Source organism: Photobacterium toruni, from assembly GCF_024529955.1.
Classification (GTDB): domain Bacteria; phylum Pseudomonadota; class Gammaproteobacteria; order Enterobacterales; family Vibrionaceae; genus Photobacterium; species Photobacterium toruni.
The window spans coordinates 1,454,273-1,470,349 of record NZ_AP024854.1; the positions used below are offsets into that span (position 1 = coordinate 1,454,273).

The 16,077-nt window shown below is 38.3% G+C and carries 15 protein-coding genes; 6 read left to right on the forward strand and 9 right to left on the reverse strand.

The annotated features are described in order from the left end of the window. Positions 1 to 63 precede the first annotated feature (63 nt). Both OC457_RS06840 and OC457_RS06845 read right to left on the reverse strand, forming a co-directional pair. Positions 64 to 531, reverse strand: coding sequence for a DUF411 domain-containing protein (locus OC457_RS06840; RefSeq protein ID WP_080175215.1), 468 nt, complete (start codon positions 529 to 531; stop codon positions 64 to 66). Positions 532 to 618: 87 nt separating this feature from the next. Beyond that, entirely contained in the window at positions 619 to 972 is a 354-nt protein-coding gene (locus OC457_RS06845; RefSeq protein ID WP_080175214.1) for a hypothetical protein, read from the reverse strand. A 243-nt stretch (positions 973 to 1,215) separates the two neighbouring features. Between OC457_RS06845 and OC457_RS06850 the strand changes: the two genes are divergently transcribed. Beyond that, complete coding sequence (locus OC457_RS06850; RefSeq protein WP_080175213.1) at positions 1,216 to 1,584, forward strand: transcriptional regulator; 369 nt, start codon at positions 1,216 to 1,218, stop codon at positions 1,582 to 1,584. Positions 1,585 to 1,662: 78 nt separating this feature from the next. On the opposite strand, the gene OC457_RS06855 is transcribed toward OC457_RS06850, so the two are convergent. Further along, on the reverse strand, positions 1,663 to 2,385 hold the full coding sequence (locus OC457_RS06855) for a phosphatase PAP2 family protein (protein ID WP_080175212.1): 723 nt from the start codon (positions 2,383 to 2,385) through the stop codon (positions 1,663 to 1,665). 445 nt (positions 2,386 to 2,830) lie between these two features. Here OC457_RS06855 and nagE point away from each other — a divergent pair, with 445 nt between their 5' ends. From nagE to OC457_RS06870, 3 genes are all read left to right on the forward strand, one after another. Next, a complete protein-coding gene (nagE, locus tag OC457_RS06860; RefSeq protein WP_080175211.1) occupies positions 2,831 to 4,213 on the forward strand; it encodes an N-acetylglucosamine-specific PTS transporter subunit IIBC in 1,383 nt (460 codons plus the stop codon). Between the two features lie 183 nt (positions 4,214 to 4,396). Next, positions 4,397 to 5,074, forward strand: coding sequence for a response regulator transcription factor (locus OC457_RS06865; protein ID WP_080175210.1), 678 nt, complete (start codon positions 4,397 to 4,399; stop codon positions 5,072 to 5,074). After that, on the forward strand, positions 5,055 to 6,395 hold the full coding sequence (locus OC457_RS06870) for a sensor histidine kinase (protein ID WP_080175209.1): 1,341 nt from the start codon (positions 5,055 to 5,057) through the stop codon (positions 6,393 to 6,395). The genes OC457_RS06865 and OC457_RS06870 overlap by 20 nt, the downstream gene beginning before the upstream one ends. A 105-nt stretch (positions 6,396 to 6,500) precedes the next feature. On the opposite strand, the gene OC457_RS06875 is transcribed toward OC457_RS06870, so the two are convergent. The 6 genes from OC457_RS06875 to OC457_RS06900 all read right to left on the reverse strand — a co-directional run bounded on the left by OC457_RS06875 (position 6,501) and on the right by OC457_RS06900 (position 12,049). Continuing rightward, positions 6,501 to 7,217, reverse strand: a complete 717-nt coding sequence (locus OC457_RS06875) for a DUF3581 domain-containing protein (protein WP_080175208.1) — start codon at positions 7,215 to 7,217, stop codon at positions 6,501 to 6,503. Between the two features lie 184 nt (positions 7,218 to 7,401). Next, on the reverse strand, positions 7,402 to 9,180 hold the full coding sequence (locus OC457_RS06880) for a bifunctional molybdopterin-guanine dinucleotide biosynthesis adaptor protein MobB/molybdopterin molybdotransferase MoeA (protein ID WP_080175207.1): 1,779 nt from the start codon (positions 9,178 to 9,180) through the stop codon (positions 7,402 to 7,404). Continuing rightward, entirely contained in the window at positions 9,167 to 9,760 is a 594-nt protein-coding gene (gene mobA / locus OC457_RS06885; protein WP_080175206.1) for a molybdenum cofactor guanylyltransferase MobA, read from the reverse strand. Before mobA ends, OC457_RS06880 begins: the two co-directional genes overlap by 14 nt. After that, positions 9,747 to 10,460: an ABC transporter ATP-binding protein gene (locus tag OC457_RS06890; RefSeq protein WP_080175205.1), complete on the reverse strand. Its 714-nt coding sequence runs from the start codon at positions 10,458 to 10,460 to the stop codon at positions 9,747 to 9,749. Before OC457_RS06890 ends, mobA begins: the two co-directional genes overlap by 14 nt. Before the next feature lie 13 nt (positions 10,461 to 10,473). Next, a complete protein-coding gene (locus OC457_RS06895; RefSeq protein WP_080175204.1) occupies positions 10,474 to 11,175 on the reverse strand; it encodes an ABC transporter permease in 702 nt (233 codons plus the stop codon). Between the two features lie 100 nt (positions 11,176 to 11,275). Next, positions 11,276 to 12,049 (reverse strand): substrate-binding domain-containing protein, encoded by a 774-nt coding sequence (locus tag OC457_RS06900; protein WP_235866953.1) that lies wholly within the window; start codon positions 12,047 to 12,049, stop codon positions 11,276 to 11,278. Positions 12,050 to 12,412: 363 nt separating this feature from the next. On the opposite strand from OC457_RS06900, the gene OC457_RS06905 reads away from it, so the two are divergent. Together OC457_RS06905 and OC457_RS06910 are read left to right on the forward strand one after the other, a co-directional pair. Next, a complete protein-coding gene (locus OC457_RS06905; RefSeq protein ID WP_080175202.1) occupies positions 12,413 to 13,873 on the forward strand; it encodes a sigma-54-dependent transcriptional regulator in 1,461 nt (486 codons plus the stop codon). Continuing rightward, positions 13,870 to 15,912, forward strand: a complete 2,043-nt coding sequence (locus OC457_RS06910; RefSeq protein WP_080175201.1) for a sensor histidine kinase — start codon at positions 13,870 to 13,872, stop codon at positions 15,910 to 15,912. Before OC457_RS06905 ends, OC457_RS06910 begins: the two co-directional genes overlap by 4 nt. Positions 15,913 to 16,077 lie beyond the last annotated feature (165 nt).

Here is a 16,077-nt window from a genome sequence, read left to right on the forward strand (position 1 = left end):
GAGTTTAATACGAATAAGGTTGGCACTAAAAACTTTTAGGCCAACCTTTGTTTTATCTAGTGATTAGTTATGACTAGCCCATACCATCGTACGACCTTTATCATCAAAGGCTACTACATTGTAGCGGTCCTTTTGATCACCGTATTCCATACCAGGGGAGCCCATTGGCATTCCACCAACAGCCAATCCTTTCATACGTGTAGGCTTACTTGCTAAAAAGCGTTTAATATCAGCTGCAGGAATATGACCTTCAAAGGTATAGCCTTCAATTTGGGCTGTATGGCAAGACGCATACTCAGGCAATACACCTAGTTTAATTTTTGTTGGCGTTAGGTTTTCTTGGTAAACATTTTCTAACTCAAAGCCATTATCTTTCATATGCGTTACCCACTCTTTACAGCAGCCACAGTAGGGAGATAAGTAATTCGTACCTGTAATAATCGGTGTTGTTGTTACTTTTGTTGTTGGGGTCGCAGCAGCTGTTGCTGAAATAAGAAGAGCACAAGCTAAAAGAGTATATTTGATGACCATAATAATATTCCTAAATAACGCGATGCATGCCATTACGATATGGCTGCAAATAATGATGTAAGTAAAGTGACCTAAGAGGAAAATTACTTATGCCATTGGCGGTTTTAGTAATGGTTCATGATAGTAACGAGGGGAGTGACCTAATGCACTTATGGGTGTCTCGCGATGATCAATAGACTGAAAACTAAAGCTAGATAGTAATGCTGGTTGGGATTGATGTTGTGATGAACAATCATTACCGTTACAGTCATCGTCGCAATAAGAGGTAAGCGTATTATTCGTTATTGACTGAGGATTATCACAGCACGAATCATTGTTATCGCTACTGCAATGCGTTATTGGTGCTGGTGCTATTATTGTGGTGTGCGCATACACTGTATTAGTTAATACAGTAATAATAAGCATACTATGTACAATAAAAGACAACCAAGAACGTAACATTTTTAATTAAATTATCCTCAATGAATTGTGACCATTATAGATTTTATCTGATATACAACAACGAATAACTTGTAATAAAGTATTAAATATACATATATTATATTGCTCGTATGAATGGTTGACACATATTCTTACAGCTAATTGATGGATGAAAAAAATCAATTCGTTTAAATTCACCACTGCGCATAGTGATGAATAACGTTGGGTTTATTTAATGTATTGAAAGCGCTTTTAGGAAAGAAAATGCAATATACTGAAAAAGATCGTCGAGTTTTGCACGATACATGGATGAGCTACAAAGCAAAAATGCGTATAACTCAAATAGAAATGGCTAAAAAATTAGAGTTAACACAACTTGAATTTTCAGACATTCTTCGAGGAGATTCGGTTATTCATCAGCAGTTTGTTAATGATTTTTGCGGTATTTTAAATATTGATCCAGTATTAATTCTTCCTTCGTTACGTGAAGCGGTACAAAAAGGATCGTTAGCAAACTCGATTGTTAAAAATACTTTTATCTTTGATGGTGAAATTAAGAAGGTAACGTATGTTGGTAATCAACTTATTGTTGAGTATGAACATAAGCCAAGCGTGAGTGATGTTGTAGCATAATATAGCGTTATTTGTGTGATAAAAAATCCATAAAAAAGGCTCATAGCATAATGCGATGAGCCTTTTTTTACGGTTCTTTTATCTTTTATTTTTCTTACTGTTTTCGTCCCATTCAGGAATAAAGAAATAAAGTACTGCTGCGGCAAGTATTGAGCCCATTACATCAGAAGGGAAGTGCATGCCAAGCCATAAACGACTGATGCCAACGCCCGTTGCCCAAATAATTAATCCCCCCGCTAAAAGATATTTACCGCTACGAATAAAAAACCCACCCCAAAATAAAACACAGATAGCAGCAAAAATAGTGTGACCAGAGGGAAATGAGTAGTTTGTCTCACCTTCCCAGCTACGTAAACGCCAAGGACTCACATAGACATTAGCTTCTTTTACAACATTATCTTTAGCGGCTGAATCTAATGCATAGAAAGCTGCTGGGGACTCCACTAAATGTAAGTGTTGTAATTCATAAGTATAAGGACGCGGAATGGCCGTTTCGTGTTTTAGGACTGTTTTAGTGACAAAACTTAGTACTAATAAAATCCCAAATTGAATCCATACTTTTGTGATGGTTTTCTTTGGTAACCGCATGAAAACAGGCGATAAGCACAGTAATGCTGCCATGATAAGAAAAAATGGGCTACCAGCACTATCTGTTAATAATGCAAATGAAAGACCTGCAGCGTCATTTACTGGTGTCGTTAATTCCGGTACGGGAAAGATATGAATCGCAATAAAGAGCAATATTGCGAACAAGCCTAATGCAATAAAATTAAGCAATTTTTTAGATATAAAAGTCATCATGGAGAAGGTTCAATCTTGTCATTATAGAATAATTAGGTAAGCCATAAAAATATGACTATTAGAATGTAATATTTTTTATGGTTTAAACGGCTATTTCTTTTCGCATAAATTATAGCAAATGTCATTAATAAAATCGTTGAATAACAACTTCTATACCTATTTGTCAGGTGATGTTTATATTTTTAATTCCTTAAACAATAGGATAATAATTTAGTTTCATAAAGTTCACAAAATTAATGGTTGTTAAAATGTTAATTTTGTAATTAATTATCGCTAATTCTGATGATATTTCTTAATTTGTGAAGGTTGTCACGTGAAATAGAGTAAACATTAAGAAAACTTAATGTTTATCTTAAACTAAGTTTAGTGAACTGCTGTATGGTTAGCACATACTTAAACGACATATGTTGTTTATTAATTTTGATGTGATGACATGGAGAAGGGAATGAGTATTCTTGGACATTTCCAAAAGCTAGGAAACGCGATAATGTTTCCAATCGCAGTATTGCCTATTGCTGGTATTTTATTGCGCATCGGACAACCCGATCTATTAAATATACCTTTTATTGCAGCTGGTGGTCAGGCAGTTTTCACTAACTTAGCACTTCTGTTTGCAATGGGTGTTGCTGGTGGTTTCTCAAAAGATAATTCAGCAGCCGCAGCTATTGCCGCAGCGGTTGGTTATTTCATTATGATGGCTGCCATGAAAACACTGAATGCCGATGTCGACCCAGGTGTTGCTGGCGGTATCATTATTGGTGTCTGTGCGGGTCTATTATATAACCGTTTCCATGCAATTAAATTGCCAGAGTTCCTAGGCTTCTTTGGTGGTAAACGTTTTGTACCTATCATTACAGGTTTAGTTGCATTAATTCTGGCTTTTGCCTTTAGTCTTATATGGCCTCCAGTACAAGACGGTATTAACCATTTAGGTAAGTGGATTCTTACCAGTGGCATGCCTGGTGAATTCGTATACGGTGTTGCTAACCGTCTATTAATTCCACTTGGTCTACACCATATTCTAAACAGCATGGTTTGGTTTGTGTTTGGTAACTATACTGATCCAGCTACAGGTCAAATTGTTACGGGTGAAATTTCACGTTTCTTCGCGGGTGACCCATCTGCGGGACGTATTTTAAGTGGCTTCTTCCCTGTAGTAATGTTTGGTCTTCCAAGTGCGGCATTGGCTTTCTATGTAACAGCTAAGAAAGAGAACAAGAAAGTTATCGGTGGTATGTTGTTAAGTGTTGCATTAACTGCATTCTTAACGGGTATTACAGAACCAATTGAATTCATGTTCATGTTCCTAGCACCTGGTTTGTACTTAGTACACGCTATTCTGATGGGTATTAGTATTGTTGTTGCATCAATGCTTAATATACATATGGCATTTAGCTTCTCGTCTGGTTTGATTGATTACATTCTGAATTATAACGCTCCAGCAGCGCATAATTCATGGGAAATCATTCCAATGGGCTTAGTGGTTGGTGCAATTTACTTCGTGATCTTTGTTGGTGCGATTAAGATGTTTAACCTTAAAACACCGGGCCGTGAAGATACACCAGAAGAAAATTCAAACCCAGATTCTGATAGCAAAGCTGATTTAGCTGTACAATACCTAGAAGCTCTAGGTGGTAAAGATAATCTAACTGATATCTCTGCTTGTATTACGCGTCTTCGTCTAGGTATTGTTGACCGTTCAATCATCAATGATGCTAAATTAAAACAGTTAGGCGCTAAAGGTGTTGTGAATGTAGGCTCAAATAATCTTCAAGTAATTATTGGTCCACAAGCTGAAATTATTGCTAACCAAATGAAAGCGCTTTAGCTCTTATTGATTAAGCAAAATACACCATTCGCGATTTCATAACTTCCCCCTATGGTCGCGTTAAACGGTCTACCTTTGGTAGGCCGTTTTTTTATATCTAAACAATAGAAATGGACAGTGTATAATAATGATGCATTACTAATGCCGCATGAATATGTAATTAGATCTAGGTTTAGGTATGAAATGAAAATATTAATAATTGAAGATGATCTTACTACTCGTGAATTTATTGCCAGAGGATTACGAGAGAGTGGGTTTGTCGTGGATGAAGCTGAGGATGGTCACCAAGGTTTAATGATGGCTACAGGTTGTGAATATCAATTGATTATTTTAGATCGCATGTTGCCGCAATTAGATGGAATGAAGGTATTAGAATCATTAAGAGCTACAGATAATCACACTCCGGTACTTATATTAAGTGCGATGAGTAGTGTTGAAGATCGCGTTATGGGGTTAACCGCTGGCAGTGATGACTACTTGACTAAGCCATTTGCTTTAGCTGAATTAGTCGCTCGTGCTAACATTTTAGTTAAACGTAATTATTCGGTAGCAGCTGTCTCTTCTGAATACAGTTATGGTGATTTACGGCTAGATATTAAATCTCATCGCGTTTGGCGAGGAGATCGTTTGATTACGTTACAGCAAAAAGAATTCTTATTATTACAATACTTAATGGAACATGCTGAAAGTGTTGTGTCTCGAATGAGTCTGTTTGAGTCGGTGTGGAGTTACCATTTTGATCCTAAAACTAATGTGATTGATGTTCATATTGCTAATTTACGTAAGAAATTAGAATTAGAGGGTGAGCCGAGTTTAATTCATACTGTTCGAGGGGCTGGCTATGTCTTACGCCGGGTCTGAAAGCCTGTCGCGATCAACTGTTTTTAAAGTGTTGATGTATTTTATTACCTGCGTTGCTTTTATTTTTATTTTATTCATTAATCAGGTTGTTGTTAGTTCTGAAACCTTTTATCACCAACAATTAAAACGTGACTTAGTTAATGAAGCTAATCTTTTTTCGATGATTGTTAATAAAGGTGACAGTTCTGTATTGTACAAAACAATAGCGCAACGAAAAAAAAGCGATATGACATTTAGCTATGTTGTACAGCCGATAAAGCATAGTGGTAATGAACTTACGTTATATCCAACCACATCATTAATATTTGGTCCTAGCAAAACAGCTCAGCTATCTCAGGTAGTAACGTTACCTTTAGGAATGGAATTAGTCATAAAGATTAATCCTAAATTTATGCAATCGTACCGACAGACTGTTATTCCAATGCTACTTTCTGGCATTGCTATTCCTGTTATTATTATGTTGGCAGGGGCTTCATTATTTGCCGTTGTGATATTAAAAAAATTAGCACGCGTTAATCAAGGTATGAATCGCGTTATTTTAGGTGAAAAAGGGGTCAAATTACCGGTTAGTGCTAATGACGATGAGTTTGATGTGTTAGCGATGCATCTTAATTTTCTTATTGAGCAGGTAGAGAAAAAAGAGACATCATTAAAGGCTTTATCCGTTGGTATGGCGCATGATTTGCGCACGCCAATTGCTCGAATGAAACTGCGTTTAGAACGATTATTAACTCAAGAAACATCCCCCCATACACAGGAATTAGAAGCCTGCCATGATGATTTAGAGGTGTTACTGGGTATGTTTAATGGCATGTTAGAAATTGCTAATTTAAATAGCGGTAAGCAATATATAGATAAGCAAGGGGTCGATTTATCGCAAGTGTGTCGAGATGTCGTTGAATTTTTATTGCCGATTTCAAATGAGAAACAACAACAGCTTACATTTCGAGAAGATCAACCATACCGATTACAGGGTGAGCCAAGTTTATTATTTAGGGCTATTTATAATTTGGTTGAAAATGCGATTAAATATACGCCCGAGAAGGGTGTGATTGATGTGATTGTCGATCATTTTGGGATTGTCGTCATTGATAACGGTATGGGGGTATCTGATGAAGATAAACAGCGTATTCGAGAACCCATGTTTCGTGCTGATCGTAGTCGTACACATCAAGGATTTGGTTTAGGATTATCATTAGTTGAGGCGATAGTTATTCGTCATAATGGTCAATTGGTTTTTAGTGATAATAATCCAGGGTTACGATCACGATTATATTTACCGCTCGCGTCTGAATTGGCAACAAAGAACGATAAAGTATAACGAAAGATCATCTTCATCAAAAAAGCCCAATCGATAGTCGGTTGGGCTTTTTCTTAGTAATACATTTTTGAGTCTTGAGTAATAATGAATGAGATCGGTTAGTTATTAACTATTAATAGCGTTAAATTTGTCTTTGCGTTCATTAAAACGTGATACCAAATCATCAATACCATCTTGGCAATAAGGCTTTAAGCCACTCATTACCATACGCTTACTGCCTGTACCTACAATTTCACCATTTTCTTTAAAACAGAAATGGAGGGTAACATTACCTCGCTTGCCTTCCACTTCAATAATAGAATCGGTTAGCTCAACAGTGGGTGCAGTAAGGTCTAAACGAGTGAAATCAAGTTCCATACATTCATAGATCACCAATGGGCGTGTTGGGTTGATCATGATGTCTTTGGATTTCATTAATGGAACCATGATGTGAGGAAAGTTCATTCCTGAAAATTGCACATAGTTTTTAGTTACTTGTGAAATTAGTACTTCATCATTTGTTGTTTCGCCACTGCGAGTGACATCCATGTATACTTTACCCTTACAGTCGACCACTGAGAGCTCTGTAGGGGATTTTATATCTATAAGTAGGCAGCTTGATTCATTGATCATGCCTGCAAATTCGAAGCGCATCTTTTGGCTTAGACCAACATTAGCTAACAAAACCGAAAATAGCAGATCGCCAGGTACACAAAAACGCTTGTTATCTTCATCGTGAATAGGGTTAAAGTCACCGGCTACACGTTTTGCAAAATGACTTGCTTGTGCACGAGTAAAAGATAATTCACCGCTGTTATCTGAATAATATGAATCTAAAAACATGTTTACTTATAATACCTAAAAATAAGACTGCCGCTATTCTACAACATAACTATCACTTTAATGGTCTAGCCAGATGATATTAATATAAATACGGATATTGATGAAATATGAGCTAATATTGGAGGGAATAAAAAAGCCCAGCAAATATTGCTAGGCTAATTTATATCAAGAGATATTTTATTGGCTATAAGCGTATATCGAGAGGGATAACAGTCACTTTATCGCCAATATAAGCGTGCTCTTGCTGTGGGGGAATTTCTATCAGACAATTAGCTTCACTCATTGAGCGTAAAATTCCTGAGCCTTGTGAACCGACCGTTTTTACCGTAAGGCGGCCATTGGCATCCCAATTAAAATAACCGCGTAAATATTCAGTACGACCAATACGAGAACGTAGAGATTCTGTCGCAATAGCAGTATATGTTTGGGGTTGCCAATTTTGATAACCTTGTTGTTTACGAATAGCGGGTTCTACAAACTGTAAGAATGTCACCATAACGGCAACTGGATTTCCCGGTAAACCAAAAAATGGTACATCACTAATATGACCAAAGGCTAAAGGACGACCGGGGCGCATATTGATACGCCAGAAATTAATATGTCCAAGTTTATCCAGTACGGTTTTGATGTAATCGGCATCACCAACAGAAACACCGCCAGAAGATAGAATCATATCGGCTTGTTGGCTGGCTTGGTGTAATGTCGCTTCAAGTACTGATTCACTGTCTTCAATAATACCTAAATCAACGACTTCACAACCTAAACGAGTCAGTAATGCGAATAAGCTATAGCGATTGGAGTCATAAATACAGTTTTGTCGCTGTGCTTCGCCGGGGGCTTGTACTTCATCACCGGTAGAGAAAATTGCCACACGAAGAGGAGTATTGATAGTTATTTCATTAAGCCCAAGTGATGCAACCATGCCTAGCTCTGGTGCTGTGATTACTTGTCCTTTTGCGACGGCAACGTGATTAAGAGCTAGATCTTCGCCTGCTAAACGGACATTTTGACCCGCTTTAATAGCACCCATAGCAAGGTTGAACGTGACAGTGTCACCATCTTGATGTGCTTGTTCTCGCATAATCACGGTATCAGCACCTTGAGGAACAGGCGCACCTGTCATAATTCGAACCGCTTCACCCGTTTGTAATGGGTGAGGGTAATGATGCCCCGCGAGTACTTGTCCGACAACGGTATAGCTATTTAGATTAATATCTTGGCTGCGAATAGCATAACCATCCATCGCTGAATTAGTGTGTTGTGGTACGTTAACTGGTGACAGGATATCAGTATGTACGATTTGACCAAGAGCCTGTTTTAGTTCAACAGTTTGTGGATTATCAATAGTTTTTATGTGAGTAAGAATACGTTGACGGCCTTGCTCAACAGATAACATACCTTGTAGCGGTATATCATCACCACGCGCTACTTTTAGCTGAGGCTGTTGTGACTGACGACTGAATTGAACCACAAAATCGGTTAATTGGTCGATATCATTAATACTTATCTGCGGTAAGGTTGTTTCTGCCTTAGTATCACTTGCAACGGCAATAATATTGATATCGTCCTGATATAGCCATGGTTTGTTAATAATTTGACGATGCAACTCGATTTTGGGGAAATTAAGCGTCTTAAAACCTTCAACTAAAATCAGATCAAGCTGAGTTTGATCTAATTGAGTGATTAAATAGGGTAAGGTTGCTTCTGCTGTAGGAGTCTCACTGATTAAGGCACGGCGGTAGCGAGAGGAAATAAGCATTTGGCTCGCGCCAGCTTTGCGTAATCGGTAGCTATCTTTACCTGGTTCATCCAGATCAAAATCATGGTGAGCGTGTTTTATAACAGCGACGCGAAGACCACGTTCAACTAATTTTGGTAGCATCGCTTCAAGCAACGTTGTTTTACCTGTACCACTAAATGCTGCAAAGCCTAATAATGGTACAGAGGCGTTAATTTGATTCATGGAGTACTCCAAATTGCGATAATTCCTCAGGGGTGTTGAGGTTAATAAATGCATCGGTTTGGTCACTGAAATCAACCGTGATCATATTACATTGACGATAAAGCAATATGATCTTGCGATCGCCATTAGCTAAGAAAGTTTCTAATTTAGGTAAAATACGACGATGAAGTAGTGTTACAACTGGCTGAATGTAATCACCATTATGAGCGACAGCTATATCTGTATCGGGTTGGCATGCCGCAGCCATACGAGAAACCAAATCATGGGGAAGTTGCGGGCAATCACAAGGTACAAAGCCAATCCACTCACTATCTATGTGATGCAACGCGGCATGCATACCACCGAGTGGACCTGGGTAGTTTTCAATGCTATCACCAAAAACATCACCATATTGGCGATAAATATTCTGGTTACGGTTGGCATTAATACTGATATGAGAGGTTTGAGGGGTCAGGGTGTCAATAACATGTTGAATAAAAGGTTGACCTGCAAGTTCTATCAGGCCTTTATCATTGCCTCCCATTCGGCTGGCTTGACCACCCGCTAAAATGACCCAATGGGTTTGTTCAGGCGTAGGCATAATTATCCTTATTGTTTTTTATATCTGTAACGAGTTGGAGATCGGCTCGTTCAATTAATTGGGTGTCATTGATTGTCCATTGACGACGACAAAGTGCAGTAAGTGCATTTTGCTGGTGGCTAGTGATCACTAAACTGGTGCCACGTGACAATAAATCTTCCGCTAAAATAACTTGGCGATTAATGGATTCTTGATCCATGCTGGCACTGGATTCATCCATTAATAATACGCTAGGTTTAAGTACCCATGCACGTGCCATTGCGACGCGTTGGCGTTCACCACCAGATAACACTGAGACGTGTTCATTTGCTAAGGTTTCAAGTCCAACCATACGTAATGCATTAATCGCTTCATTTCGACGTTTTTGACGATCTTTAATCGCAAATCTTAACCCGTAGCATACATTATTAAATACAGTAGCATCAAACATATACGGTGTTTGATGTAAATAGATAATACTCCCTTCATAGTGTCCACTAAAGAGACGTTTAAAAAAAGAATACTGATGAATGTTAATACTACCTGTCGTCGGTTTTTGTAGTCCTGCTAATACTTTTAGTAAGGTTGTTTTACCCACGCCGTTGTCGCCTGTTAAATAGACCGCATCTCGAGGTGCTAAATTAAGCTGTGGAATATGGAATAATAATCGGTTTTTAAAACGAACAGAGAGGTCGAGTGCCTGAATGGAAGCATGAGTCATAAAAAGGCCTCGGTTAGTTAGTTCGCAAGTGGGCTTTGCCACGAGAGATAGATAAAATAAAGTTTAGACCTAAGGCTAAAATAAGTAACACCATCCCTAAAGCGACCCCTTGAGCAAAGGCACCTTTAGAGCTTTCAAGGGCAATCGCTGTTGGAATATTTCGTGTTGAATTTAAAATATTACCACCGACCATCATTGAACAACCGACTTCAGTGATCACTCGGCTAAAAGAAGCGACCACCGCTGCAAGTAATGGAAATCGGCTCTCCCACATTAAACTAAGTAGAGCTCTTGGGTAGCTAGAACCTAATGTTAGGGCGGTTTCCCAAGCACGACGATCGCTATTTTGAAATGCTGCATGCATCATTGATATTAGTAGCGGAAAACAGATCAGCACTTGACCTAATATCATCGCTTTTTGAGTAAAGAGCATTTGCCAATCCCCCAGAGGACCCGCTCGAGAAAGTAACATATAAAGCAGTAGGCCTATTACTACTGTTGGTACAGATTGTAATGTGTTAATTAAAGAGAGAGTTAACCAGCGTCCAGGAAATTTACCGTAAGCTAAAGCAAAAGCGATCAGTAGTGAGGGGATGATAACTAATGCAATGGCTAAGATTGATACGGAAAATGACACGCCAACAATGCTCCAGAGTGCGCTATCGCCGCTAAAAAGAAGTTGGGTCGCTTGTTGAGTTGTGTGCCAAATATTCATGGTGGTGTATGTTCTAACCTAAAAAATATGCTGGTGGTGTTATCTTTTATGCTAATAAACATCCACCAGCAAAGTGTTATATTAAATTAAGCGTTTATTTTTATTGTATTTTTGCGTCAGCAACGAATAATTGTTTGCCATGACGTTGGTAATTATTAATAAGTTTTTGTGCTTTAGGGTTAACCAACCAATCACTGAATGTTTTAGCACCTTGGTAGTTAAGATCAGGGTAGCGGCTAGGGTTAATCAAAATCACTTGGTAAGGGTTAAATAGACGTTTATCACCTTCGACCATGATTTCAAGATCAAGCTTGGTTTCGTAGGCTAACCATGTACCACGATCTGTTAATGTGTAAGCTTGTAGCTCTGACGCCATGTTTAGCGTTGGACCCATACCTTGACCGACAGCTTTATAACCACCGAAATTAGGCTCCATTTTTGTTTGAGCCCAAATGTTCAATTCTTTTTTGTTCGTGCCTGAATCATCACCACGAGAGATGAATGTAGCATTATCTGCGGCAATTTCTTTTAATGCGTGTGCAACATCGTTATCACCTTTAATTTTAGCTGGATCATTTTTAGGGCCAACTAAAACGAAATCGTTGTACATCAAATTACGCGGTAAAACGCCATAACCTTTTTCAACAAATAGGGCTTCTGATTGAGGTGCGTGAGTCATGACTAAATCAACATCACCGTGTTCACCCATACGTAATGCTTTACCTGTTCCTGCGGCTAACACCTCGACGGTATAGCCAGTGTCTTTAGTAAATGCAGGCAATAAATAATCTAGCAATCCTGAATGATAGGTACTGGTCGTGGTGGCTAAACGTACGGTTTTGTTCATAGTTGTTTCTGATGTTGCATAAGCCATTGTTGCTGATGCGCAGCCGAGAATAACTAAAGTTGTTTTTAATAAGTTCATCAACATTCCTGATCGATTGGTTTACATTAAAAAGTGTTGAGATGATAAGTCATCCGTTTTTGGCGCTGAATATATGCGGCAAAATGACCCATCTCATGGTAATAAATAGCGCTGCTCAGCTATAAGCAAATAAAGTGCCATCTTTTTTATGTTGATGAAAAGGGTTAATTATGTGATTTTGGTATCATATATTACTTAAAAGAGGTTAAAGGTAACCGAAATTATACTAAATGATAAAACTATTTTGACTTAATGATTCATAGTGAGACAAAATGTCGCAAATTTTACTTTGGTTAAAATGTCTCTTTATTTATGTCTGATTTTAGTTTGTCTTCATCTTGGACGGCGGTTTCTGTATTAGTGGTTGATGATGAACCAGGAATGCGCACGATTTTAAAGAAAGCGTTAAGTAAAAAATTTGCTCAAGTAGATACTGCTGGAAGTATTGAAGAAGCTGAAGAAATTCGTAAACGTTGCCATTTTGATTTGTTAATTGTTGATATTAACTTACCCGGTCGTTCAGGGATTGAATGGCATGAAGCTTTTGATCCAACAACACGTCGTAGTGATGTGATATTTATGACGGGCTATGCTGATTTAGAAATGGCAATTCAAGCCTTACGTGCAGGCGCCTCGGACTTTATTCTAAAACCATTTAATCTTGATCAAATGATGCAATCGGTCAATCGGTGTATTGAACGCAGGCTAGTGGAACGCCAAAATTTCGCACTGCAACGTGATGTTGAGCGTAGCTACCCTGTAAACATTATTGGTGATGCTCCCGCGACACAGCAAATGAAAAAGCTGATTGCACAAGTTGCACCGTCTATTGCTGCAGTGTTAGTGGAAGGTGAATCAGGAACAGGTAAAGAGCTAGTCGCACGCGCATTGCATCAGTTAAGTAAGCGTACAGGACCTTTTGTTCCAATTAACTGTGGTGCTATTGCGCCTGAACTTTTAGAAAGTGAGCTGTTTGGTCATGTATCAGGGGCATTTACAGGCGCAAAGAAAAGTCGCGAAGGTCTGTTTCGAGTGGCTAATAATGGCACATTGTTTTTAGATGAAATTGGTGAAATGCCATTAGCAATGCAGTCATCATTGTTACGCGCACTAGAACAAAAAGCCATTCGTCCTGTTGGCTCAGAGCGAGAAATTCAAATTGATGTTCGTATTGTTGCCGCGACCAACCGTAACCTAAAACTTGAAGTTGAAGAAGGTCGTTTTCGTCGAGATCTGTACTATCGATTAAATGTACTGACCATTGATTTGCCATCATTACGTGAGCGTGTAGAAGATATTCCGTCATTAACCCATCATTTTACACAACAACTCTCAAAAGATTTAGGTATGAAAACTATTAGTTGGACTCATGAAGATATTTTGGCAATGCAGGCCTATTCATGGCCCGGTAATATTCGTGAACTACGTAATATGATGGAGCGGTGTATTTTATTGGGTAAGCCACCTGCTGATTATTGGCGTGAATTACAAGGTGATGCACTACCTATTGTGATGGCAAGTGAGCAAGGGATAACAGGGGAAGCGCTTGAACTTAATAGCGGTCATCTTCAGCGACCATGTCAATGTAATGATGATGGAGAAGATCAATATTGTTATCCCGTCACATGGACATTAAAAGAGGTTGAAAAAGCACATATTATGCAAGTTGTTGATGCTAGCGAAGGGAATAAATCAGCAGCAGCTCGTCAGCTTGGTGTTGCAAGAAAAACCTTAGAGCGTAAATATAAAGAATGGACTGAAGAGTTATTATGAGAGTAAAAACGTTTGTATTAATGTGGTTACGACGTTGTAAAACCATGGTGCGCTATCGGCTCTTAGTGCTTACTTCAGTGCCTATTTTTCTTACGTTGTTAGCTTTAATCGCAATTACCTTGTATTGGACTGTTACTTATACTTGGCAAAATGCCTTAATGAACGTAAAAGCAGATTTAGCTGTTGCTCATCATAGTATGGTGCTCCTAAAAAAAGAGCAACGGATGGAGTTACAAGCGTTATCTAATTCTTATGGTTTTCAACGACGATTACGGTTTGATGAAATAACATTAAAAAATTGGGTTAGTCAGCAAGATCATCGGTATAAATTAGATTTTGTAGTGTTGCATCCCGTGAGTGATCTCGATTTATTTTCAAGCCAAGAACAAGCGTTATTATTGTCAGGGAAAGAACAGACATTTTTTCAGGTATTAGATAGTACGGCACTTTATAATTTAAACCCTAATTTGCCCGCAAAAGCGCAACTGCCTTTACTTAAAGAAGGCGCAATTGAAAAAAAAGGACTCGTTAGTCGTAGTTTAGTGCCGATTTTTAATCAACAAGGCACGCTTAAATGGATTTTAGATGGCGGTATTTTATTAAATAATAGTACTTCGCTGGTGGATCGTATTCGTGACTTAGTTTATGCCAAAGGTACTTTGCCAATCGGTAGTCTGGGTACAGTGACATTGTTTATGGGTGATGTGCGTATTAGCACCAATGTACCATTAGACAGTACAAGTCTTATTGGTCGGGCTGTAGGTACTCGCGTTTCTGAAGCCGTTAAACAACACGTATTGCAACAAGGGAAAACGTTTGTTGATCGCGCTTTTGTGTATGATAGTTGGTATGTTTCTGCTTATGAACCGTTACATGCGAATGACGGTAAAGTTGTGGGTATGCTTTATACTGGGTATCTACAATGGCCACTAATTCATCGCCATTTAACGAATATTATTGAGATGAGTGTTAGTATATTTTTAGTATTATTATTTACTAGCATTATTGTTTATCGTGGCTCGCGCGATTTATTTTTACCGATTGAAAAAATTTATCATGTTGCTAAAGCTGTACAGATGGGGTTAAAGCGACGTGTTGGTAAATTGAATTTATGCGAAGGACATGAATTACAAATATTGGGTGAGCAATTTGATTCTATGTTGGATCAGTTAGAGCAACGTAATGGTTTAATTAAACTAACAGCAATAGAGTTAGAGGAAAAAGTAGAACAACGTACTCAAAGTCTACATCAGAAAACTGAAGAATTAGAACAACACATTAAATTATTAAATCAAGCACGTTCAAAGTTAGTAACAACAGAAAAATTAGCTGCTCTTGGTGAGTTAACGGCAGGTATTGCTCATGAAATTAACAATCCAGTCGCTGTTATTTTAGGAAATATTGAGTTAATTCAGTTAGAGCTTGGTGATAGTACTGCTGATGTTCAAGAAGAGCTGGTTGCCATTCATCTACAAATTGATCGTATTCGTAATATTACTCGTAGTTTATTGCAATATAGTCGTCAAGGTGGCGTACAAGATGAAGTGACATGGCATCATTTAAATTTGATTGTAGAAGAAAGCTTAACGCTTGTTCGTTCTGGTACTAAAAAGATGGATGTTCAATTTGAGGTTAACCTTGCAGCTAAATGCAGTGTTGAAGTAAATCGTCATCAACTATTGCAAGTGTTGGTTAATTTGCAAATGAATGGTATCCATGCGATGGATGATAAAGGTTTATTGAAGATAGCTACCAATGATTGGTTAGATGAACAGGGAGAGGTCCGTGGAGCAATGGTTGCTATTTCCGATCATGGCTGTGGCATTTCAGCACAAAATATGAAACGTATTTTTGATCCTTTTTTTACTACCCGTCGTTCTGGTACAGGGCTAGGTTTGTCTGTCAGCCAGAGTATTGTGGCTAATGTCGGTGGAGAAATAACGGTTGATTCTGTAGAAGGTCAAGGTTCCACATTTACCGTATATCTTAAACATAAGAAAGAATCGCCCAGTGAACTGGATCTTCATGTGACAGCGTAACAAAAACCAGATTTATGAATAACAAAAAGCCCCTTGGTAACTGCTTGTTCATTGCAGTTACCAAGGGGCTTTTTTGTCGCGTTGTGTTTTTAGCTGATTGTAATATAAACCATAATTACATAATGGATAAACCAACGACAAGAAACAGTGATGCGGTAAGAGATA